This window comes from Stenotrophomonas sp. GD03794 (assembly GCF_029842145.1).
Taxonomy (GTDB): domain Bacteria; phylum Pseudomonadota; class Gammaproteobacteria; order Xanthomonadales; family Xanthomonadaceae; genus Stenotrophomonas; species Stenotrophomonas riyadhensis.
Genome location: NZ_JAOCFV010000056.1, coordinates 1 through 21,641, shown reverse-complemented (window position 1 = coordinate 21,641; position 21,641 = coordinate 1). Strand labels below are relative to the sequence as shown.

Sequence of the window (21,641 nt, the reverse complement as noted above, 5' to 3'; positions counted from 1 at the left end):
ATTCGGGGTTTACGGGCTTCCATTGCCCCCCGGGTGGCGCGCTATGCTCGGCGGCTCAGGGGAGGCGACGCACAGACGGCGCCAAGAGATTGTCATTTGTCCACGCATGCTGAACCGGCGGAAGAGCCACCACACGAGGCTGTGCTGAGCACGGCGCTGGTGCGCGCGTTGCATGCGCTTTTGCCGGAAACGGCCGTGGTCCGCGTCGGCTGGGACGACCCGCAGCTTGGCCGTGGCCAGGGCGGCTGGCCGTCGCCGGCAGTTGCCGGCCACGTGGCCGCGGAGCCGGGAACCGGCGATGGCCAGCATGGCTGGGAGTACGACGGTGCTCGGCTGCTGTTGTCGGTGGCCGGAGCGGCGCCTTCGCCGGCCTGGTGGGGGGTGGCCCGGCAGGCGATGGAGCTGGCGCTGCAGCGCGGCCGCCAGGCCGGCCAGATCAAGGCGCTGGAAGAGGCCGAGCGGCTGCAGCAGGCGTTGTTCCAGATTGCCGATCTGGCCGGTGCCGACCTGGAAATGCCCGAGATGCTGCGCCACGTGCATGGCGTTCTGGGCACGCTGATGTATGCGGAGAACTGCTACATCGTCGAGTACGACGACGTGCGCGACCAGATACGCTTCCTGTACTTCGCCGATCAGGTCGATGATTTCGTCGCCGATCCCACGCAGAGCCATGACGCCAGCGAGATGCCGCGCAGCCTGACCGTGGCGCTGCTGCGTCATGGCAGGCCGCTCAGTGGTCCCTCGCGCAAGCTGCTGGCGCAGGTGATGGAGCAGGAACACGACCCGCAGCGCGGCCCGGAAAGCCTGGACTGGCTGGGTGTGCCGATGCTGCGCGATGGCCGCGTATGCGGTGCCATCGTGGTTCAGAGCTATGAACAGGCGGCCCGCTATGGCGAGGCCGAGCGCGCATTGCTGGGCTTCGTTGCGCAGCACGTGCAGACCGCGATGGACCGGCGCCAGGCGCAGGTGCGGCTGGAGCAGCAGGTGGCGCGGCGCACCCAGGAACTGCAGCGCGCCAACCACAGCCTGCAGGACGAGGTGGCCGAGCGTCGTCGCGCCGAACAGCTGCAGACCGCCCTGTACAACATCGCCGAGATGGCAATGTCGGCCGACAGCCTGGCCCAGTTCTACGGACAGGTGCATGGGGTGGTCGGGCGCCTGCTCGACGCTCGCAATTTCTACATCGCCCTGGTGAACCCTGCCGGCAACGGCCTGGACTTCGTCTATTCGGTGGACGAACACAACGCCAGCCGCGCGCCGCGACCGTTCAGCCGTGGCCTGACCGAATACGTGGTACGCAACCGGCGCCCGCTGCTGGCTTCGCGTGGGCAGATCGACGCGTTGCTGGCCAGCGGCGAAGTGCGCGAATCCGGTACGCGCTCGCACTGCTGGCTGGGCGTGCCACTGCTGCGCGACGACGAAGTCGTTGGCGCGATCGTGGTGCAGAGCTACAGCGAGAGCAGCGCCTTCAGCGTGCATGATCAGCGTCTGCTGACCTTCGTCGCGCAGAACATCGGCACCGGGCTGGCCCGCCAGCGTGACCAGCAGCGGCTGCGCTCGGCGCACGCCGAGCTGGAGAAGCGCGTGGAAGAGCGAACCCGCGAACTGGCCGAAGTCAACGAAAAACTGCTCGGCCAGATCGGCGAGCGCCTGCGCGCCGAACAGCGCCTGACCCACCAGGCCATGCACGATGCGTTGACCGGCCTGCCCAACCGCCTGCACCTGCTGGATCGCCTGCAGGATGCGCTGGCGCTGGCCCGGCGCGAGGGCGGCCCGGTGTTCGCCGTGCTGTTCCTCGACCTGGACCGCTTCAAGCTGGTCAACGACAGCATCGGCCATGCCGCCGGCGACCGCATGCTGGTGGAAGTGGCCAAGCGCATCGTGTCGATGGCCGGCACCGAGGACGTGGTGGCCCGGCTGGGCGGCGACGAATTCGCGGTGCTGCTGCAATGCCCGCAGGGCCTGGCGCAGGCCTTGGACTTTGGCCAGCGCCTGCTGCTGGCATTGCAGGAATCGATGTGGATCGCCGGGCGCGAACTGTTCCCGTCCGGCAGCCTGGGCATCGCCTTGTGGAACCCCCGCTACCGCACCGGCGAAGAGCTGCTGCGTGATGCCGACGCTGCGATGTACCGGGCCAAGGCGCAGGGCCACGACCGTTGCGCGATATTCGACGAGGACATGCGCGAGCAGGCCATGCGCAGCCTTGATCTGGAAGCCGACCTGCGCCGTGCGATCAACAACCGCGACTTCGTGCCGTTCTACCAGCCGATCGTGCGCCTGTCCGATGGCGAGGTGGTGGGTCACGAGGCGCTGCTGCGTTGGCAGCACGAGCGCCGTGGGCTGCTGTTGCCAGGCGCGTTCCTGGAGCTGGGCGAGGAGAGCGGCCTGATCGAACAGGTTGACTGGCTGATCTACGAGCAGGTCATCGCCGGCCTGGTCGAAGGCGGGCACAGCTATGTATCGGTGAACGTGTCACCGCGCCATTTCCGCTCCGCGGAGTTCAGCGACCGCCTGTTCGGCCTGCTGGACGAGTATGGTGCGGATCCGCAGCGACTGCGCCTGGAAATTACCGAGGTGGCGCTGCTGGATGATGGTCCGCACACCCTGCGCATCCTGCAGGGCCTGCGCGAGCGCGGCATCCAGGTGCAGCTGGACGATTTCGGTACCGGCTTCTCGGCGCTGTCCTACCTGCACCGCTTCCCGATCAGTACGCTGAAGATCGACCAGAGTTTCATCGCCGGCCTGCATGGGCCGGAAGTGCAGAGCACGCGCGCGCTGGTCGAGGGCGTGCTGTCGCTGGCGCGCACGCTGGGCATCGAGACCATCGGCGAGGGCATCGAGACCGAGGCGCAGCAGCAGACGCTGCGCGAACTCGGCTGCGACTACGGCCAGGGCTATCTGCTGGGGCGGCCCGCACCGCGGGGCTGCGCGGCGGTCTGAGCCGCCGCGCAGGGAAGCATCAGCGCAGGGCGGCGCGACGCTTTTCGTCGATCCACTTCGAGGCCTGCGCCGGCTGGTAGTTCTTCATCCACTCCAGCATCGCTTCGATGTCCGAGCCGTACCACAGGTCCTGGCGCTGGTCCGGGTGCAGGAAGCGCTCTTCCACCATGCGGTCGATCATGCCGATCAGCGGGGCGTAGAAACCTTCCACGTCAAGGAACGCGCACGGCTTGTTGCCGATGCCCAGCTGGCGCCAGGTCAGCATCTCGAAGATCTCTTCCATGGTGCCGAAGCCGCCGGGCAGCGTGACGAAGCCATCGGCGAGGTCGAACATGCGCGACTTGCGTTCATGCATCGAACCGACGATCTCCAGTTCGGTCAGGCCGCGGTGGGCCACTTCCCAGTCGGCCAGCTGGCGCGGAATCACGCCGGTCACCTCGCCGCCGGCGGCGAGCACGGCATTGGCCACGGTTCCCATCAGGCCGACGTTGCCACCGCCGTACACCAGGCGCAGGCCGTCACGGGCGATGCGATCACCCAGGGCAATGGCGCGTTCGGTATAGGCCGGCTTGCTGCCAGCGTTGGAACCACAGTACACACAGATCGATTTCATGGATCTTCCTGTCTCTTGGCCGGAAACGAAAACGCCCCGTCGCCGACCGCAGGGCGGTCAGGGACGGGGTGTCCTTGGATTATGAGCCCTTCTGTAGAGCCGAGCCATGCTCGGCTGCTCTTCGTTCAGATCGCGGCAAAGGCCGAGTCGAGCATGGCTCGACTCTACAAACGCCAAGCAGGCTTACGCCGCGGCGGCCTGCTCGCGGCGCGGGCCTTCACGCAGGGCGCGGCCCACCAGGCCCACCAGCAGGTCCAGCTCCTCGCTGTCCATGCCGAAGTGCGGGGTGAAGCGCAGCGAGTTCTCGCCGCCGTGGATCACGTTGATGCCGTGCTGGCGCAGCCATTCTTCGGTGGAGTTGGCGCCGTAGCACTTGAACTGAGGAGCCAGCTCGCAGGAGAACAGCAGGCCGGTGCCCTGCACCTTGGTGATCAGGCCGCCCAGCTCGTTCTTCAGCTGTTCCAGCTTGCGCACGGCCTCGGCACCACGCTCGGCGATGTTGGCGCGCACCTGCGGGGTCAGCTGGGCCAGGGTGGCACAGGCCACGTCCAGCGCACGCGGGTTGCTGGTCATCGTGTTGCCATAGATGCCCTTGCGGTACAGCTGCGCGGCATGCTCGGTCACTGCCAGCACCGACAGCGGGTACTGCGCGGCGTTGAGCGCCTTGGAGTAGGTCTCCATGTCCGGCGGGTCCAGGCCTTCGAAGCCCGGGTAATCGACCACCGACAGCACGCCATGCGCGCGCAGGCCGGCCTGGATCGAGTCGAGCAGCAGCAGGCTGCCATGGGCACGGGTCAGTTCGCGGGCCACGGCATAGAACGACGGCGGCACCGAGCGGCCCGGGTCGCCTTCGCCCATCACCGGCTCCAGGAACACTGCCTCGATGAACCACTGGTTGCGCGCGGCATCCTCGAACACCTTGCGCAGGCCGGCTTCGTCGTACGGCGCCACGGTGATCACCGAGTCTTCGCCACGGTAGCTGGCCAGGTGCTGCATGTAGCTCTTGCGGCTGGAATCCGAATAGAGGGCAGGGCGGTCGGTACGGCCATGGAAGCTGCCCTTGACCACCACGCGCTTGATCGCAGCACCGGCGTGGCGGGCGCCCGGGTCGGTCTGCAGCTTGGCGTTGACGTCGGCGATGCGCGCGGCCAGGCCAACGGCCTCTGAACCGGAATTCAGGCACATGAAACGGGTGAACGGGCAGCCGCCACGGCGGTGGCCGATCTCGGCGCGCAGGGCGGTGATGAAGCGCTGCTGCGACAGGCTGGGGGTCATGATGTTGGCCATCACCTGCGGGCGGGCCATCGCCTCCAGCACGGCATCCGGGGTGTGCCCGAAGCCGAGCATGCCGTAGCCGCCGGCGTCGTACAGCACGGCGCCCTTCAGGGTGACCACCCACGGGCCGCGCGCGGCCAGTGCCACGTATGGGGTCACCGCGTCATCGGCGTAGAAATTGACGAAACCGTCCTGCATCGCGTCGATCTGCGCCTGTTCGTCCTGCGCCAGCAGCGGCCCCAGGTCGGCCTGCACGCGCGCGAATTCCTCGGCGGCGGCGTCCACCGCGGCGATCAGCTGCGGATGGTTGGCGGACAGGGCGGTCAGGGTGGCATCGTCCAGGCCGGAGGTGAGGCGGGTGCCGGGCTGGTTGCGCAGGGGGGCGAGGCGTTCGATGAAGCTCATTGCAGATCTCCTGAAACAATGGGTCGCACGGGTCTTCAAAAGCAAAACGCGCGTCATCACGCGCGCTTGGGGCAGGCTCGTGCAGCGGACTTCCGGTTCGATGCTAGCACTTGTTTTTTTGCGCGATAACCCCGCAGAAACCTGCTGCATAGCAGCATTTTGCGCGACGTTCGCCGCGAAGCGCGCCGGCTCGCAGACGCTGGACGTACAATGCGCGCCATTGTCGACCTGTTGCCGCCCACCGCCTTGAAGAAGTCCGATTTCAACTACGACCTGCCGGCTGAACTGATCGCGCAGGCGCCCCTGGCCGAACGTTCCGCCAGCCGCCTGCTGCTGGTGCCGCAAGCCCCCGCCGCGTTCACCGACCTGCAGGTGCGTGACCTGCCGTCACTGCTGCAGCCCGGCGACCTGCTGGTGTTCAACGACACCCGGGTGATCCCGGCGCGCCTGTTCGGGCAGAAGGCCAGTGGTGGCCGCGTGGAGATCCTGATCGAGCGCCTGCTGGGCGCCCAGCAGGCCCGCGCGCAGGTGGGGGCCAGCAAGTCGCCCAAGGCCGGCAGCCGCATCGCGTTGGACGCCGGCGGTGAAGCCGAGGTGCTGGGCCGCGATGGCGAGTTCTACGTGCTGCAGTTCCATGTGCCGGAATCACTGGAGCAGTGGCTGCTGCATGCGGGTCGCCTGCCGTTGCCGCCGTACATCCAGCGCGAGCCGGGCGTGGACGACCGCGAGCGCTACCAGACCGTGTTCGCGCGTGAAGTGGGTGCGGTGGCGGCACCGACCGCCGGCCTGCATTTCGACGAACCGCTGCTGGCCGCATTGAAGGACAAGGGCGTGGACTTCGGCCACGTCACCCTGCACGTGGGTGCGGGCACCTTCCAGCCGGTGCGTGCCGATGACCTGAAGGACCACGTGATGCACCGCGAGTGGCTGAACGTGGGTGCCGAGCTGGTGCAGCAGGTACGGCGCACGCGCGCCGCCGGCGGCCGCGTGATCGGCGTCGGCACCACCGTGGTGCGCGCGCTGGAAAGTGCAATGCGCGATGGCGAACTGCTGCCGTTCGCGGGTGAAACGCAGATCTTCATCACCCCCGGTTACCGCATCCGCAGCGTCGACGCGATGGTGACCAATTTCCACCTGCCGGAAAGCACGTTGCTGATGATGATTTCCGCGTTTGCCGGCAAGGAGCGCGTATTCGAGGCCTACCAGCACGCGATCGAGCAGCGCTACCGCTTCTTCAGCTACGGCGACGCGATGCTGCTGTTCCCGCAGGCGGGGTAGGGCAGCCTGGGAGGGCAGGGTCCCCTGTGGGTGCGCACCTTGGTGCGCACGCCTTCTTGGGAGACAATAGGCGACTATTTGCCTGAATGACCGCTCCATGTCCCGACTGCAGTTCCAGCTCCAGACCCGCGACGGCCGTGCCCGCCGTGGCCGCCTGACCTTCCCGCGCGGCACGGTGGAAACGCCGGCCTTCATGCCGGTGGGAACCTATGGCTCGGTCAAGGGCATCCTGCTGGACCAGGTGCGTGCGCTGGGCGCCGAGATCATCCTCGGCAATACCTTCCACCTGTACCTGCGCCCGGGCCTGGACATCATCGCCGACCACGGCGGCCTGCACGGCTTCTGCCGCTGGGATGGCCCGATCCTGACTGACTCCGGTGGCTTCCAGGTGTTCTCGCTGGCCCATCGCCGCAAGATCACCGAGCAGGGCGTGACCTTCGCCTCGCCGACCGACGGTGCCCGCGTGTTCCTGGGCCCGGAGGAGAGCATGAAGATCCAGAAGGTGCTCGATTCGGACGTGGTGATGATCTTCGACGAGTGCACCCCGTACCCGGCCACCGAGGACGTCGCCCGCCGCTCGATGGAGCTGAGCCTGCGCTGGGCCCAGCGCAGCCGCAATGCGCATGACGAGCTGGGCAACGACGCGGCCCTGTTCGGCATCGTCCAGGGCGGCGTGCACACCGATCTGCGCAGCCGCTCGGCCGAGGCCCTGCAGGCGATCGGCTTCGACGGTTACGCCATCGGTGGCCTGGCCGTGGGCGAGCCGGAGCACGAGCGCAACGCCATGCTCGACCACCTGGACCCGGAACTGCCGGGCGACCGTCCGCGCTATCTGATGGGTGTGGGCCGGCCGGAAGACCTGGTCGAGGGTGTCGCACGTGGCGTGGACATGTTCGACTGCGTGATGCCGACCCGCAACGCCCGCAACGGCCACTATTTCACCTCGTTCGGCACCGTCCGCATCCGCAATTCACAGTACGCGCGCGACATGGACCCGATCGAGCCGGGCTGTGGCTGCGTGGCCTGCACCGGCGGTTACACGCGTTCGTACCTGCGCCACCTGGACCGCTGCAACGAGATGCTGGCGCCGATGCTGGGCACCCTGCACAACCTGTTCTATTACGAAAAGCTCATGGCCGACATCCGTGCGGCGATCGAGGCGGGAACCTTCCTGGCCTTCCGTGAGTCTTTCTACGCGGCACGCGGGGCGGTAGCACCCCCCCTGTAACCCGAACACCCCCTGCCAAACGGCCCAAGGACGAACGCCCGGGGCCGTGGCATACTTCAAGGCTGACCCAGATCCGCGGTCGACACCCCGTGCCCGTGAAAGGGCCGGAGCGCCGCCCAACCAAAGGACCAACGATGAACCTGCTTGCCTTCCTGATTCCCGCCGCCCACGCCCAGGCCGCCGGCGGCCAACCGCAGGGCATGGGCCTGACCACGCTGCTGTTCCCGATCATCCTGATCGCCATCATGTACTTCCTGATGATCCGCCCGCAGATGAAGCGGCAGAAGGAACACAAGTCCATGCTGGAGAAGATCAAGCGTGGCGACGAAGTGCTGACCAATGGCGGCATCGCCGGCAAGGTCACCGACATCGGCGACAACTTCATCACCATCGAAGTGGCCGAGAACGTGCGCATCCGCGTGCAGAAGGGCGCTGTTGGCAGCGTGCTGCCGACCGGCACCCTGGATTCGGCCAAGTAAGCCACTCCCTTTCCGATGCACAACCGCGGCGCCGGGGATGGCGCCGCGCGGGACCCAAGCAATGCTCGAATTTCCACGCTGGAAGTACGTCGTCATCCTGATCGTACTGGCGCTCAGCGCGCTGTACGCGCTGCCCAACATCTACCAGAAGGACCCGGCCCTCCAGATCACCGCCAACCGTGGCGGCCAGATCGACGATGCGCTGCGCGACCGTGTGCTGGCCGACCTGAAGACGGCCGGTGTCACCACCATCGGTGTCGAGAAGGAAGGGGAAAGCCTGATTGTCCGCCTGCCGGACCTGAAGGCGCAGTCCGCTGCCAGCGACGCCCTGCGTGACACCATCGGCGAGAAGTACACCGTGGCCCTGAACCTGGCCTCGACCGTGCCGGACTGGCTTGCCAACCTCGGCGGTCGTCCGATGGTGCTGGGCCTGGACCTGCAGGGCGGCGTGCACTTCGTGCTGCAGGTCGACCAGAAGGCCGCCCTGGACAAGCGCCTGGATGCCTACACCGAAGACGTGCGCAGCACCCTGCGTGATGCGCGCATCCCGTACCAGTCGGTGGAACGCCGCGCTGACAGCAGCATCGTGGCCAACCTGAGCCCGTCTGCCGGTGACGATGCACCGCAGCGTGCCCGCGCCGCGCTGGTCAAGGCGCAGCCGACCCTCGGCTACGACGTCAGCGGCAACCGCATCACGGTGACCGTGCCGGAAACCGAGATCACCCAGATCGCCAATGGCGCCATCGAGCAGAACATCAACACCCTGCGCAACCGCGTGAACCAGCTCGGCGTGTCCGAGCCGATCATCCAGCGGCAGGGTGCCGACCGCGTGGTCGTGCAGCTGCCGGGCGTGCAGGACACCGCCGAAGCCAAGCGCATGATCGGCGCCACCGCCACCCTGGAATACCGGGCCGTGGTGGACGGCAATGCACAGGACGCCATCAACTCCGGGCGCATTCCGCCGGAAGCGAAGGTCTACCAGCGTCGTGATGGCGGTGGCCCGATCCTGCTGAACAAGCGCGTGATCGTGACCGGCGACCAGATGGTCGGTGCACAGGCGGTGACCGATTCGAACAGCGGTTCCCCGGCGGTCAGCGTGACGCTGAACAACGTCGGCGGCCAGCGCATGTTCGACTTCACCAGCGCCAACGTGAACAAGCCGATGGCGGTGGTCTACACCGAGCGCGTGCCCACCGTGACCGTCGTCGACGGCCAGGAAGTGCGTGGCTTCAAGGTCAACGAGGAAGTGATCTCGGTGGCCAACATCAACGGCGTGTTCGGCAAGAACTTCCAGACCACCGGCCTGCAGAAGAAGGAAGCCGAGGACCTGGCCAAGCTGCTGAAGTCGGGCTCGCTGGCCGCGCCGATGGACTTCGTCGAAGAGCGCGTGGTCGGCCCGAGCCTGGGTGCCGAGAACGTCAAGAACGGTATGCGCGCGGTGGTGTTCGCGTTCCTGTTCACCCTGGTGTTCTTCAGCGTCTACTACCGCATGTTCGGCGTGATCACCTCGATCGCGATGCTGTTCAACCTGCTGATCGTGGTGGCGGTGATGTCGCTGTTCGGCGCGACCATGACCCTGCCGGGCTTCGCCGGCCTGGCGCTGTCGGTCGGCCTGTCGGTGGACGCCAACGTGCTGATCAACGAGCGTATCCGTGAAGAGCTGCGTGCCGGCGTGCCGGGCAAGACCGCGATCGTGACCGGTTACGAGCGTGCCTCGGGCACCATCCTCGACGCCAACCTGACCGGCCTGATCGTCGGTGTGGCGCTGTTCGCATTCGGTACCGGTCCGCTGAAGGGCTTCGCGCTGACCATGATCATCGGTATTTTCGCCTCCATGTTCACCGCGATCACCGTGTCGCGTGCGCTGGCGACGCTGATCTACGGCCGCCGCAAGAAGCTCCAGAACGTGGCCATCTGACGGGACGACACGCACATGAAACTGTTTCCGCTGCACATCCTCCCGAACGACACCAAGATCGACTTCATGCGCTGGCGCCATGTCGCGATGGTCGTCACGGTCATCGTGTTCCTGGCCTCGGTCGCCATCATCGGCGTCAAGGGCTTCAACTACGCCCTGGACTTCACCGGCGGCACGCTGATCGAAGCCCGCTTCGACAAGGCGGTGGACGTCGAGCAGGTCCGCGCCAAGCTCGAGCAGAACGGCTTCGAAGGCGCCCAGGTGCAGAGCGTCGGTGGCAACACCGACCTGCTGATCCGCCTGGCCCCGCATGGTGAGCACGCTGCCGGTACCGGCGACGCCGCACACGAGGACAAGGCCACCGCCGCAGCCGTGGTGAAGGCGCTGTCCACCGCCGACAACCAGGCCACCGTGCTCCGCAACGAGTTCGTGGGTCCGCAGATCGGCAAGGACCTGGCGATGAATGGCCTGTACGCCACCATCTTCATGCTGGCCGGCTTCCTGATCTACATCGCGGTTCGCTTCGAGTGGAAGTTCGCGGTCACCGCCAGCATCGTGGCGATGTTCGACCTGATCGTGACGGTCGCTTACGTGTCCCTGCTGGGCCGTGAGTTCGACCTGACCGTGCTGGCCGGCCTGCTGTCGGTGATGGGCTTTGCGATCAACGATCTGATCGTGGTCTTCGACCGCGTCCGCGAGAACTTCCGCAGCCTGCGCGTGGACTCGATGGAAGTGCTGAACCGTTCGATCAACCAGACGCTGTCGCGTACGGTGATCACTGCGGTGATGTTCTTCCTGTCGGCGCTTGCCCTGTACATGTACGGCGGCAGCTCGATGGAAGGCCTGGCCGAGACGCACATGATCGGTGCGGTGATCGTGGTGCTGTCCTCGATCCTGGTGGCGGTGCCGATGCTGACGATCGGTTTCCTGCGCGTCAGCAAGCAGGACCTGCTGCCGAAGGCGAAGGACGTCGAGGCCCTGGCCCGTCGCCCGTAAGCACCTGCTGCCTGCAGCACACAGAGAACCCCGCGCAAGCGGGGTTTTTTGTTGGCAGGGCTGGTACGCGTCATCGCATGCGCGCTGTCGCTCCCACGCTTCGCTGCGCGAACCGTGGGCCCCACTTACCAGCTCCCAGACCCCCGCCGCTTCGCGGCCGCCCCCTGACTCAGGGGGCTCTGCCCCAGATCGTTTCCTGCGGCTGTTGGTAGGTGTCGACCTTGGTCGACACATCTGTCAGATATTGAACAATCAAGATGGGGTCAGATCCGTTTTCCTTCGGAAAACGGATCTGACCCCCAAGAACTGCCCTGACAGATCGCGGAAATCTGTCGAAGGCGGGGTGGGTCCGGTTGCGGGGGCGTGAGCGCCATGGATGGCGCGACCGAGCCTCCAGGGACGGATTCACGGCGTCCCCCGCAACCGGACCCACCCCGCCAACCCACAGGAACCCAGCTTTTGACGTTGACGTTGCTCCGGCCTCTGCAGGTGCAGGGCGCAGCCCTGCAAAAAGAAACCCCACCCTACGCCAGCGTCGGTTGTGCAATCTTCCCCCGCGCACTACGATCCTGCGGTTCGCGCGCGCAGGCGCGCGCCCGTATTCCTGCTGAGCGCCCCGCGCGCCGCATCTGCCAACCCGAGGTATCCATGGTCATCAAACCGCGCGTCCGCGGCTTCATCTGCGTCACCACCCACCCGACCGGCTGCGAGGCCGCGGTCAAGCAGCAGATCGACTACATCCGCGCACGCCCGCCGATCCAGAACGGCCCGAAGCGCGTGCTGGTGATCGGCGCCTCCACCGGCTACGGCCTGGCCGCACGCATTACTGCCGCCTTCGGCAGCGGTGCTGCGACGCTGGGCATTTTCTTCGAGCGTCCGGGCAGCGAGAGCAAGCCGGGTACTGCGGGCTGGTACAACTCGGCTGCGTTCCACAAGTACGCCGACGAAGCCGGCCTGTACGCCAAGAGCATCAACGGCGATGCCTTCTCCGATGAAGTGAAGGCGAAGACCATCGAGATGATCAAGGCCGACCTCGGCCAGGTCGACCAGGTCGTCTACAGCCTGGCCGCGCCGCGCCGCAAGCACCCGAAGACCGGCGAGATCATCAGCTCCACGCTGAAGCCGATCGGCGAGCAGATCACCCTGCGCGGCCTGGATACCGACAAGGAAGTAATCACGGAAACCACCCTGCAGCCGGCGACCCCGGAAGAGATCGCTGGCACCGTCGCGGTCATGGGTGGCGAAGACTGGCAGATGTGGATCGATGCGCTGGCTGACTCCGGCGTGCTGGCCAATGGCTGCACCACCACCGCCTTCACCTACGTGGGCGAAGAGATCACCCAGGCGATCTACTGGAATGGCTCGATCGGTGCGGCCAAGAAGGACCTGGACACCAAGGTGCTGGGCCTGCGCGAGAAGCTGGCCAAGATCGGTGGCGACGCGCGCGTGTCGGTGCTGAAGGCCGTGGTCACCCAGGCCAGCTCGGCCATTCCGACCATGCCGCTGTACCTGTCGCTGTTGTTCAAGGTAATGAAGGAAAAGGGCACCCACGAGGGCTGCATCGAACAGCTCGACGTGCTGTACGACATCCTCTACGGCGGCAAGGCCGAGGGCGTGGCGGTCGATCGCCTGCGCCATGACCTGGTCGACGGTGATGGTCATGCCGTCGCGCTGGTCGATGACGAAGGCCGCCTGCGTGCCGACTACAAGGAAATGGCCGCGGACGTGCAGGGCAAGGTGGTCGCGCTGTGGCCGCAGGTGACCAACGAGAACCTGTACGAGATCAGCGATCTGGCCGGCTACAAGGCCGACTTCCTGCGCCTGTTCGGTTTTGGCGTGGAGGGCGTCGACTACGAGGCTGACGTCAATCCGGACGTGAAGATTGAAAACCTGGTCGACATGACCTGATCAACGAAGAGGCCGGCGAAAGTCGGCCTTCTCTTTGGGTGGTGCCGGCCGCTGGCCGGCAATCCCGGCTACCTGAGGTTGCCGGCCAGCGGCCGGCACTACCATCGGTCATCCGAACTCGAAACCCATCTCCGGCAACGCCGGGCCGACGAAGTCGCCCTGCACATAGTCCACGCCGGCACTGAACAGCAGGGTCATCGAATTGGCATCGCTGACGAACTCGGCGATGGTGCGGATGCCGGCTTCCTGCGCGCGCGCGGTGATCTGGCTGATGCGATCGATGTTCTCGCGGGTGGCTGCCAGGTCGCTGGTGAAGCCACGATCCAGCTTGAGGAACTGTGGCTGGAAGTGGGCCAGCAGCTGGAAGGAATCCAGCCCCGAGCCGAACTGCTCCAGGCCGATGCGGCAGCCCAGTGGAGCCACCTCGGCGAGGAACTGCTGCGCACTGCGCAGGTGGGTGAACACCTTCGCTTCCGGCGCGTGCAGCCACAGCCGCTCGCCGGGCACGCCCTGTGCCTGCAGCTCGCGGCGCAGGGTGGCAATCATCTGCGGGTCATCGAACGATTCCGGGGTGACCTTCACCAGCACCTGCGTGGCATGGCCGTCACGTGCACGCTGGCCCAGCACCGCGATGGCCCGTGACACCACCCAGCGGTTGATGTCGGCCAGCAGGCCGTGTTCCTCCGCGATACCGAGGAACGCGGTCGGGCTCAGCAGTTCGCCGTTGTGCTCCAGGCGCAGATACGCCTCGTACAGCTCCAGTGACTCGCCCTGCAGGTTCAGCACCGGCTGGTAGTGCAGCTGGAAGCCATCACCGGCCAGCGCTTCACGGATACGGGCGACCCAGCGCAGGACGCGCTCTTCCTCCACGCGGTCGGCGGCGGCCGGATCGAAGATGCGGCAGGTGTTGCCCAGTTCGGCTGCGGCCTGCGTGCATTCACTGGCGCGCGCCAGCACCTGGCCGATGCTGGCGATCTTCTCGCCCACCTGCACGCCACCGATGCTGACCGTCACCGTCGCCGAGCGCGCGCCGATGCTGAAGACGTGTGCGGCGTAGGCTTCGCGGATGCGCTCGGCCAGTGCCACGGTCTGCGCGTAGGGCCCGGCCTGCAGCACGGCGAAATTGTGTTCGCCGAAGCGGGCCAGCTGCGCGTCTTCGCCAACGACCTCGGCCAGCAGCGCGGCGAGCGCGCCGATCAGGGTGTCGGCCGACGCCAGGCCGATGTCGGGCAGCAGGCGCGCATAGTGGTCCGGCTCGATCAGCAGCAGGCCGAACTGGCCCTCGCTGCGTCCGGCCTGGGCTACAGCGCTCTCCAGCTGCAGCATGAAGGTCGGGCGGTTGAGCAGGCCGGTGACCTGGTCGCGCTGGCGCAGGTCCTCGACCTCGCGCGCCAGCTCCGGATCGAATTCCATGCGGCGGCGGAGCACCACCTGCAGGCAGGATTCGCCCTCGTAGGTGGCGGCCGTGAATTCCATTGTCGCCGGGAACGCACTGCCATCCTCGTGACGGGCATCAAGCTGGTACTGCGGCGGCGGTGCTTCGCCACGGCTGAGGCCCTTCAGCAGCTGCTTGAAGCCTTCCACGTGCTGGGCGGCGACCATGTCCAGCAGCGAGATGCCCTCGATGTCGTCGAAATGCTCGTAACCGAACATCTCCAGATAGGCATCGTTGGCGCGGATGTGCATGCCTTCATGCACGTAGGCGATGGGATCGCGCGAGGAGGCGATCAGCGCGTCGCAGCGGCGCTCGGTTTCGCGCATCTGCGCTTCGATGCGGCGCAGGCCGCGACGCGCCTGCAGGTCCACCCACTGGTCACGGACCACGGCGAGCAGATGCTCCGGGCGTTGGCGCAGGGCGAGGGCGCGGATGCCGTGGCTGCTGGCCTGCACCAGTTCGTCCTCGTCGATGCGCTCGGCCAGCAGCACCAGCGGAATGTCCTTGCCGCTGGCGGCGATGTGCTGGGCCACCAGCGGCAGCGGGATGCCCGGCGAGGGTGAGACCAGCACCAGGTCGATGGCCTGGCTGGCCAGCACCTGGGCCAGCTCGGCCGCATCCTGTGGGCGCCACGGGCGCACCGCGATGCCGCTGTTGCGCAGGGTGCTGACGATGGCTTCGGCATTTTCGCCGCTGTCATCGACGATCAGCAGGCGGATGGTGATGTCGTTCGCGTTCTGCATGCACTGCTCCCCAATCTGCGAATCTAGATACACGATGCGCGGCGAACCGTCCATGCGCGCACCCCTTGCGCGCATCGAACGGCGATGTGGTTCACACCACGCCGCCGGCCGCGTGGCCGCTGGCCCAGGCCCACTGGAAGTTGTAGCCGCCCAGCCAGCCGGTCACATCCAGCACCTCGCCGACGAAATGCAGGCCGGGCACGCGCTTGGATTCCATCGTCGAGGACGAGACCTCGGCGGTATCCACGCCGCCCAGGGTGACCTCGGCGGTGCGGTAGCCTTCAGTGCCGCTGGCCACCAGCGGGAATGCGCCCAGCAGCTGCGCGGCCTGGCGCAGCACCGGCTCGTCCAGCTGGCGCACCGGGCGGTCGGGCAGCCAGTGCTCGCACAGGCGCTGCGCCAGCCGCTTCGGCAGCACCTCGCCCAGTACCGTACGCAGTTCTGCGGCAGGCCGCTCGCGCTTCATCTGGCGCAGCCACTCGCCGGCATCCTGGCCGGGCAGCAGGTCCAGCTCCAGCGCATCGCCGGGTTGCCAGAACGAGGAGATCTGCAGGATCGCCGGGCCACTCACGCCGCGATGGGTCAGCAGCATGAAGTTCTGGAAGCTCTTTCCGTTGCAGCGCGCCTCGATGGGGAGAGCGACGCCGCTGAGATCGGCCAGTCGTTCCTGGTGCTTGCCGCTGAGCGTCAGCGGCACCAGGCCGGCGCGGGTCGGCAGCACCTGGTGGCCGAACTGTCGGGCAATCTCGTAGCCAAAGCCGGTGGCGCCCATGCTCGGAATCGACAGGCCGCCGGTGGCGACCACCAGCGAGGCGCAATGGAACAGGCCCTGCGTGGTGTGCACGCGGAAGCCGTCGCTGCCGTGCTCGATGCGCTGCACACTGCAGTCCGTGCGGACCTGCACGCCTGCTGCCTGGCATTCGTCCACCAGCATCTTCACGATCTGCTTGGACGAGATGTCGCAGAACAGCTGGCCCAGTTCCTTCTCGTGGTAGGCGATGCCGTGCTTGCTGACCAGCTCGATGAAGTGCCAGGGCGTGTAGCGGGCCAGCGCCGACTTGCAGAAGTGCGGGTTGGCCGACAGGAAGTTGGCCGGGGTGGTACCGGTGTTGGTGAAGTTGCAGCGGCCACCGCCGGACATCAGGATCTTCTTGCCAACCTTGTTGGCATGGTCGATCACCTGCACCTGGCGGCCGCGCTGGCCGGCGGTGATCGCGGTCATCAGCCCGGCCGCACCGGCGCCGATGACCACCACATCGCAGCGGATCGTGCTCATGCCTTGGCGCGCTTGCGCCAGTTCGGGATCACGTCGAGCTGCATCTGATCGTTGAGCAGCTGCACCTCGCCATCCTGGATCAGTACGCTCCAGCGCATGGCGCGCTGGATCTGCTGGCCCCAGCGCTCGACGAATTCACCGTCCAGATCAACCACCGAGAGATTGTCGAAGCGCGCCAGGCCCTTGCCCTGCTTGCTCCACCAGATCTCCGAGGCGTTGCCGCCGTAGTTGACCACCTGCACCTGGCGGCTGCGGTTGCTGGCCTTGCGGATGCGCGATTCGTCCGGATGGCCCAGGTCGATCCATTGCAGGATGTCGCCGGTGTAGTCGTGTTCCCACAGATCGGGCTCGTCATCGGTGCTCAGGCCGCGGCCGAATTCGAGGCGGTCGCCGGCATTGAGGGCGAAGGCGAGCAGGCGCACCATCAGGCGTTCGTCGGTCTCGGACGGATGCTGGGCCAGGGTCAGGTTGTGGGTCGCGTAGTAACCGCGATCCATGTCGCTGATCTGCAGTTCGGCCTTGCGGATGGTGGCAGTAAGAGCCATGGGGGATCCGTGGACTAAAGACGACAATGATAGAGGTTTGCTCCAGGGGTGTCCGTTGCCGGGCTGTCTGTGGGGCGTCAACGTGGCACGCTTGCACTCCTTTCCGCCGCAGGAGTGGCTCCGATGACCCTGCCCAGCCGCTTGCAGTTGCCGCCCGGCCATTGGCCGAGCCTGCTCGATGGCCTGTGCGCGCGCTTCCCGCGCATCGACCGCGCGCAGTGGCAGGACCGTTTCGCCCGTGGGCGTGTACAGGACGCGCGGGGCAGGGTGCTGGCGGCAGACATGCCCTGGCAGGTGGGGCTGGAAATCCAGTACTTCCGCGAAGTTGCCGACGAGCCGGTGATTCCCTTCGCCGAGAGCATCCTGCATCTGGATGCGCACCTGCTGGTCGCCGACAAGCCGCACTTCCTGCCGGTGACGCCGGCCGGTGGCTATGTGAGCGAAACCCTGCTGGCTCGCCTGGTCGCACGCACCGGCAACACCGAGCTGGCGCCGTTGCACCGCTTGGATCGGCTGACCGCCGGCCTGGTGCTGTTCTCGACCCAGGCAGCCACGCGTGACGCGTATCAGCGGCTGTTCCGCGAGCGGCGCATCGAGAAGAGCTATGAGGCGCTGGCACCGGCGCTGCCCGGGCTGGCGTTTCCGCTGCAGCGGGACAGCCGGCTGGTGCCGGGCGAACCGTTCTTCCGCATGGCCGAAGTGCCGGGAGAGCCCAATGCACGCAGCCGGATCGAGCCGATCGAGGCCGAGGGGCCGATCTGGCGCTACCGGCTGCGGCCGGAAACCGGCCGCAAGCACCAGCTGCGCGTACACATGGCGATGCTGGGCGCTCCGATCGTGGGTGATGACCTGTATCCGCAGCTGATGCCGCGCCTGGCCGGGGCCATCGAGCCCCCCCTGCAGCTGCTTGCACAGGGGCTGGCCTTCGACGATCCATTGAGCGGGGAGCCCAGGCGGTTCAGCAGCCAGCGCCGCCTGTGCCTGCCCGGCCTGGGCGGGTAGGGCCGTTCAGCGAACCGGGCGTCGCGCCAGCCAGCGGTCCAGTTCGGCGGCGAACAGCTGTCGGTCACGGGGTCCCAGCGGCGGTGGGCCCCCGGTCTGCACCCCGGCGCCGCGCAGCTCTTCCATGAAATTGCGCATCGACAGCCGCTCGGCCATGTTGTTCGGGGTGTACAGCTGGCCGCGTGGGTTCAATGCCACGGCCTTCTTTTCCAGCACCAGTGCGGCCAGCGGGATGTCCTGGGTGACCACCAGGTCACCGGCGGCGACCCGCTCGACGATGGCGCTGTCGGCCACGTCCAGGCCCTGGGGCACCTGGATCGAGCGCAGCCAACGCGACGGCGGGGTCCGGATCCACTGGTTGGCAACCAGGGTCAGTTCGATCCCGACCCGTTCAGCGGCCCGGAACAGGATGTCGCGAATGACGCCAGGGCAGGCGTCCGCGTCCACCCAGATGCGGGGGAGGGCGGGTTCAGCTTGGGTTTCAGCTTCAGTCATTTACCCAGTGTAGGGTAGGAAAATCCTGAATGGGGACTCGGGCTTAGCCTCGATCAGCTGCCAGCCCTTGTCACGCCTAGCGGCCGGGGCCTGCCCATGAACGTCCGGGCTATCGCTTTTTGCAGAAAACACGCGTATCGTTCGTCCCACTGTGTTTGCTAGGGTCACCGTGAATCGTGGCCTGGTGCAGTTGATCTCACGATCCGCTCATCGATCCGCTTTACCAACGCCTGCAACTCAGTCTCGGCCCCGATACCCGGTGGCTGCGATTTTTTCAACATGTGTTTCAGGAGTTAGTCAAATGTCTGATCGTCAGACCGGCACCGTCAAGTGGTTCAACGACGCCAAGGGCTTCGGCTTCATCACCCCGGAAAGCGGCCCGGACCTGTTTGTGCACTTCCGTGCCATCCAGGGCACCGGCTTCAAGACCCTGCAGGAAGGCCAGAAGGTTACCTTCATCGCCGTCCAGGGTCAGAAGGGTATGCAGGCTGACCAGGTGCAGGCGGTCTAATCCGTCTGCTACCGTTTGGTAGCCAGAACGCCGGAAGCGAAAGCTTCCGGCGTTTTTTATTGCCTGCTGCTTTGTAGAGTCGAGCTTGCTCGACTGTCTCTGGAAAGCAGTCGAGCAAGCTCGACTCTACAAAGGGCATGCAGCTGGCGCGGTACGATGCAGGTCTTCCCAAGGATCGTACCCATGCGCATCGTCCATCACCTGGAAAACTCCCGTTCCCTGCGCGTGCTGTGGATGCTGGAGGAGCTGGGGCTGGACTACGAACTGCGCCGTTATCCGCGTGATCCGAAGACGCTGCTGGCGCCGCCGGAACTGCGCAACGTGCATCCACTGGGCAAGTCGCCGGTACTGCAGGATGGCGAACTGGTACTGGCCGAGTCCGGCGCGATCCTCGACTACCTCGCGGACCGCTACGACACCCAGCGCCAGCTGTCGCCGTCGCCGATGCCGGCCGATGGTGCCGAGCGCATCGCCTACCGCTACTGGCTGCACTACGCCGAAGGTTCGGCGATGCCGCCGCTGCTGCTGACTCTGGTGATGGGCCGCATCCGCAACGCGCCGATGCCGTTCTTCGTACGCCCGATCGCTCGGAGCATCGCCGACAAAGCCGAGCAGGGCTTCATCGGCCCACAGCGACGCCTGCACCTGGACTGGATGGAGCGCCGCCTGGCCGAAAGTCCGTGGTTTGCCGGCGAGCGCTTCAGTGCGGCCGACATCCAGATGAGCTTCCCGATCCAGGCCGCTGCCGCGCGCGGTAGTGGCCTCGACGACAAGCCGGCACTGCGTGGCTTCCTCAAGCGTATCGGTGAGCGCCCGGCCTACCAGCGTGCCGAGGCCCACGGCGGCCACCTGCAGGCGCTCAGCGGCAATTGAGGCGGGCGTCCGTCGCCCCCATCTTCAGCACCATGGATACCGACAGCCCCCGTTTCGACAACCGCCTGCTGCATGCCCTGCCGGGCGACCCTGAATCCGGCCCGCGCCGCCGCGAAGTGCTGGGCGCGGCCTGGTCGCCGGTGATGCCGACCCCGGTGACGGCGCCCACGCTGCTGGCCTGGGCGCCGGACGTCGCCGCGATGCTCGGCTTCGATACCGCTGAGGTCGAGAGCGAAGGTTTCGCGCGTGTATTCGGTGGCAACGCACTGTATGCAGGCATGCAGCCATGGGCCGCCAACTACGGTGGCCATCAGTTCGGCCACTGGGCCGGGCAGCTCGGCGACGGCCGCGCGATCTCGCTGGGCGAGCTGGTCGCACCGGATAGCCGCCACTGGGAGCTGCAGCTGAAGGGGGCCGGACCGACGCCGTATTCGCGCGGCGCCGATGGGCGCGCAGTGCTGCGCTCGTCGATCCGCGAATTCCTGTGCAGCGAGGCGATGCACCACCTGGGTGTGCCGACCACCCGCGCGTTGTCGCTGGTCGGTACCGGCGAGGACGTGGTGCGTGACATGTTCTATGACGGCCATCCGCGTGCCGAGCCCGGCGCCATCGTATGCCGGGTGTCGCCGTCGTTCCTGCGCTTCGGCTCGTTCGAGCTGCCGGCGTCGCGCGGGGAAACCGCGTTGCTGCAGCAGCTGGTCGATGCCTGCATCGCACGTGATTTCCCGGAACTGAAAGGGCAGGGTGAGGCGCTGTATGGCGACTGGTTTGCGCAGATCGCGGTGCGCACTGCCGAGATGATCGCGCACTGGATGCGCGTCGGCTTCGTGCATGGCGTGATGAACACCGACAACCTGTCCGTGCTCGGCCTCACGCTCGACTACGGTCCCTACGGCTGGGTCGAGGACTTCGACCCGGAGTGGACGCCGAACACCACCGACGCGCAGGGCCGCCGCTACCGCTTCGGCACCCAGCCGCAGGTGGCGTACTGGAACCTGAGCCGATTGGCGCAGGCGTTGTCGCCGTTGTTTGCCGATGTGGCACCGCTGCAGGCCGGTCTGGCGGCCTACCAGTCCACCTTCGTGGCCTGCACGCGCCGCGACGCCGCAGCCAAGCTCGGTCTGGCCGCGGCCGACGATGACGACCTGCAGCTCTACCTGCGCTGGCAGCAGCTGATGCAGGACGGTGCCATGGACATGACCCTGGCCTGGCGCGCGCTGATGCGTATCGACCCGGCGGCACCGGATGCGGCGCTGCTGGACGCGGTGTACTACGACCAGACGCGCCAGCAGGCGGTGCAGGCGCCGTTGCAGCAGTGGCTGCAGGACTACGCGGTGCGTTTGCAGGCCGATCCGTTGTCGGCCAGCGAACGCACGGCGAAGATGGCCGCGGCCAATCCGCTGTATGTGCTGCGCAACTGGCTGGCGCAGGAAGCCATCGATCGTGCAGAGCAGGGCGACCTCGGTGGCGTTCACGCACTGCAGGACGTGCTGCGCGCCCCGTACACCGAGCGCGCCGGGCTGGAACACTTCGCAGGCAAGCGCCCGGCGTGGGCGGACAATCGCGCCGGCTGCTCGATGCTGTCCTGCAGTTCCTGAGGGTGGGTTTCGGCAGGGCTGCGCCCTGCACCCGCAGAGGCCACCGCAACAGCCAGAGCAAAAGCTGGATTCCGTGGTTTGGCGGGGCGGTGTCGGAGTGCGGGGACGCCGCAAGTACGTCCG

General features: G+C 66.8%; 17 protein-coding genes. 11 read left to right on the top strand and 6 right to left on the bottom strand.

What is annotated here, in order from left to right; genetic code table 11:
- The first annotated feature begins 96 nt into the window (after nucleotides 1-96).
- A complete protein-coding gene (locus N5D91_RS20600) occupies nucleotides 97-2,940 on the top strand; it encodes an EAL domain-containing protein (protein ID WP_153855032.1) in 2,844 nt (947 codons plus the stop codon).
- 19 nt (nucleotides 2,941-2,959) lie between these two features.
- Here the strand turns inward: N5D91_RS20600 and N5D91_RS20595 are convergent, their stop codons facing one another.
- A complete protein-coding gene (locus N5D91_RS20595) occupies nucleotides 2,960-3,553 on the bottom strand; it encodes a TIGR00730 family Rossman fold protein (protein WP_010484495.1) in 594 nt (197 codons plus the stop codon).
- A gap of 183 nt (nucleotides 3,554-3,736) precedes the next feature.
- Nucleotides 3,737-5,233: an aminotransferase class III-fold pyridoxal phosphate-dependent enzyme gene (locus N5D91_RS20590; RefSeq protein WP_153855031.1), complete on the bottom strand. Its 1,497-nt coding sequence runs from the start codon at nucleotides 5,231-5,233 to the stop codon at nucleotides 3,737-3,739.
- 210 nt (nucleotides 5,234-5,443) lie between these two features.
- Here N5D91_RS20590 and queA point away from each other — a divergent pair, with 210 nt between their 5' ends.
- From queA to fabV, 6 genes are all read left to right on the top strand, one after another.
- Nucleotides 5,444-6,511, top strand: a complete 1,068-nt coding sequence (queA, locus tag N5D91_RS20585) for a tRNA preQ1(34) S-adenosylmethionine ribosyltransferase-isomerase QueA (RefSeq protein WP_180855576.1) — start codon at nucleotides 5,444-5,446, stop codon at nucleotides 6,509-6,511.
- A gap of 97 nt (nucleotides 6,512-6,608) precedes the next feature.
- Nucleotides 6,609-7,739, top strand: coding sequence for a tRNA guanosine(34) transglycosylase Tgt (gene tgt, locus N5D91_RS20580; RefSeq protein ID WP_180855575.1), 1,131 nt, complete (start codon nucleotides 6,609-6,611; stop codon nucleotides 7,737-7,739).
- Between the two features lie 134 nt (nucleotides 7,740-7,873).
- The gene (gene yajC, locus N5D91_RS20575) at nucleotides 7,874-8,218 is read left to right on the top strand and encodes a preprotein translocase subunit YajC (RefSeq protein WP_014036867.1); all 345 of its coding nucleotides are present in this window, start codon (nucleotides 7,874-7,876) and stop codon (nucleotides 8,216-8,218) included.
- A 61-nt stretch (nucleotides 8,219-8,279) separates the two neighbouring features.
- Entirely contained in the window at nucleotides 8,280-10,136 is a 1,857-nt protein-coding gene (gene secD / locus N5D91_RS20570; protein ID WP_153855029.1) for a protein translocase subunit SecD, read from the top strand.
- A gap of 15 nt (nucleotides 10,137-10,151) precedes the next feature.
- Nucleotides 10,152-11,132, top strand: a complete 981-nt coding sequence (gene secF / locus N5D91_RS20565) for a protein translocase subunit SecF (protein ID WP_180855574.1) — start codon at nucleotides 10,152-10,154, stop codon at nucleotides 11,130-11,132.
- A gap of 648 nt (nucleotides 11,133-11,780) precedes the next feature.
- Nucleotides 11,781-13,040 carry an enoyl-ACP reductase FabV gene (gene fabV, locus N5D91_RS20560; RefSeq protein ID WP_180855573.1) on the top strand — a complete coding sequence of 420 codons (1,260 nt, stop codon included), beginning with the start codon at nucleotides 11,781-11,783 and terminating at the stop codon, nucleotides 13,038-13,040.
- Nucleotides 13,041-13,148: 108 nt separating this feature from the next.
- Here the strand turns inward: fabV and N5D91_RS20555 are convergent, their stop codons facing one another.
- From N5D91_RS20555 to N5D91_RS20545, 3 genes are all read right to left on the bottom strand, one after another.
- Nucleotides 13,149-15,218 (bottom strand): EAL domain-containing protein, encoded by a 2,070-nt coding sequence (locus N5D91_RS20555; RefSeq protein ID WP_153855027.1) that lies wholly within the window; start codon nucleotides 15,216-15,218, stop codon nucleotides 13,149-13,151.
- Nucleotides 15,219-15,309: 91 nt separating this feature from the next.
- Nucleotides 15,310-16,494 carry an NAD(P)/FAD-dependent oxidoreductase gene (locus N5D91_RS20550; RefSeq protein ID WP_180855622.1) on the bottom strand — a complete coding sequence of 395 codons (1,185 nt, stop codon included), beginning with the start codon at nucleotides 16,492-16,494 and terminating at the stop codon, nucleotides 15,310-15,312.
- On the bottom strand, nucleotides 16,491-17,039 hold the full coding sequence (locus tag N5D91_RS20545) for a YaeQ family protein (protein WP_153855025.1): 549 nt from the start codon (nucleotides 17,037-17,039) through the stop codon (nucleotides 16,491-16,493). Before N5D91_RS20545 ends, N5D91_RS20550 begins: the two co-directional genes overlap by 4 nt.
- Before the next feature lie 123 nt (nucleotides 17,040-17,162).
- Between N5D91_RS20545 and N5D91_RS20540 the strand changes: the two genes are divergently transcribed.
- On the top strand, nucleotides 17,163-18,041 hold the full coding sequence (locus N5D91_RS20540) for a pseudouridine synthase (protein WP_180855623.1): 879 nt from the start codon (nucleotides 17,163-17,165) through the stop codon (nucleotides 18,039-18,041).
- 6 nt (nucleotides 18,042-18,047) lie between these two features.
- Here the strand turns inward: N5D91_RS20540 and N5D91_RS20535 are convergent, their stop codons facing one another.
- On the bottom strand, nucleotides 18,048-18,536 hold the full coding sequence (locus N5D91_RS20535; protein WP_110712009.1) for a YaiI/YqxD family protein: 489 nt from the start codon (nucleotides 18,534-18,536) through the stop codon (nucleotides 18,048-18,050).
- A gap of 301 nt (nucleotides 18,537-18,837) precedes the next feature.
- Here N5D91_RS20535 and N5D91_RS20530 point away from each other — a divergent pair, with 301 nt between their 5' ends.
- From N5D91_RS20530 to N5D91_RS20520, 3 genes are all read left to right on the top strand, one after another.
- Nucleotides 18,838-19,047 (top strand): cold-shock protein, encoded by a 210-nt coding sequence (locus N5D91_RS20530; protein ID WP_004153307.1) that lies wholly within the window; start codon nucleotides 18,838-18,840, stop codon nucleotides 19,045-19,047.
- 183 nt (nucleotides 19,048-19,230) lie between these two features.
- Nucleotides 19,231-19,920: a glutathione S-transferase gene (locus N5D91_RS20525; protein WP_164162908.1), complete on the top strand. Its 690-nt coding sequence runs from the start codon at nucleotides 19,231-19,233 to the stop codon at nucleotides 19,918-19,920.
- 32 nt (nucleotides 19,921-19,952) lie between these two features.
- A complete protein-coding gene (locus N5D91_RS20520; protein WP_180855624.1) occupies nucleotides 19,953-21,518 on the top strand; it encodes a YdiU family protein in 1,566 nt (521 codons plus the stop codon).
- Nucleotides 21,519-21,641: the final 123 nt, after the last annotated feature.

Coding starts and splice junctions, on each gene's coding strand:
- N5D91_RS20595 (WP_010484495.1), bottom strand. CDS start 3,553: ATGAAATCGATCTGTGTGTACTGTGGTTCCAACGCTGGCAGCAAGCCG.
- N5D91_RS20590 (WP_153855031.1), bottom strand. CDS start 5,233: ATGAGCTTCATCGAACGCCTCGCCCCCCTGCGCAACCAGCCCGGCACC.
- queA (WP_180855576.1), top strand. CDS start 5,444: ATGCGCGCCATTGTCGACCTGTTGCCGCCCACCGCCTTGAAGAAGTCC.
- tgt (WP_180855575.1), top strand. CDS start 6,609: ATGTCCCGACTGCAGTTCCAGCTCCAGACCCGCGACGGCCGTGCCCGC.
- yajC (WP_014036867.1), top strand. CDS start 7,874: ATGAACCTGCTTGCCTTCCTGATTCCCGCCGCCCACGCCCAGGCCGCC.
- secD (WP_153855029.1), top strand. CDS start 8,280: ATGCTCGAATTTCCACGCTGGAAGTACGTCGTCATCCTGATCGTACTG.
- secF (WP_180855574.1), top strand. CDS start 10,152: ATGAAACTGTTTCCGCTGCACATCCTCCCGAACGACACCAAGATCGAC.
- fabV (WP_180855573.1), top strand. CDS start 11,781: ATGGTCATCAAACCGCGCGTCCGCGGCTTCATCTGCGTCACCACCCAC.
- N5D91_RS20555 (WP_153855027.1), bottom strand. CDS start 15,218: ATGCAGAACGCGAACGACATCACCATCCGCCTGCTGATCGTCGATGAC.
- N5D91_RS20550 (WP_180855622.1), bottom strand. CDS start 16,494: ATGAGCACGATCCGCTGCGATGTGGTGGTCATCGGCGCCGGTGCGGCC.
- N5D91_RS20545 (WP_153855025.1), bottom strand. CDS start 17,039: ATGGCTCTTACTGCCACCATCCGCAAGGCCGAACTGCAGATCAGCGAC.
- N5D91_RS20540 (WP_180855623.1), top strand. CDS start 17,163: ATGACCCTGCCCAGCCGCTTGCAGTTGCCGCCCGGCCATTGGCCGAGC.
- N5D91_RS20535 (WP_110712009.1), bottom strand. CDS start 18,536: ATGACTGAAGCTGAAACCCAAGCTGAACCCGCCCTCCCCCGCATCTGG.
- N5D91_RS20530 (WP_004153307.1), top strand. CDS start 18,838: ATGTCTGATCGTCAGACCGGCACCGTCAAGTGGTTCAACGACGCCAAG.
- N5D91_RS20525 (WP_164162908.1), top strand. CDS start 19,231: ATGCGCATCGTCCATCACCTGGAAAACTCCCGTTCCCTGCGCGTGCTG.
- N5D91_RS20520 (WP_180855624.1), top strand. CDS start 19,953: ATGGATACCGACAGCCCCCGTTTCGACAACCGCCTGCTGCATGCCCTG.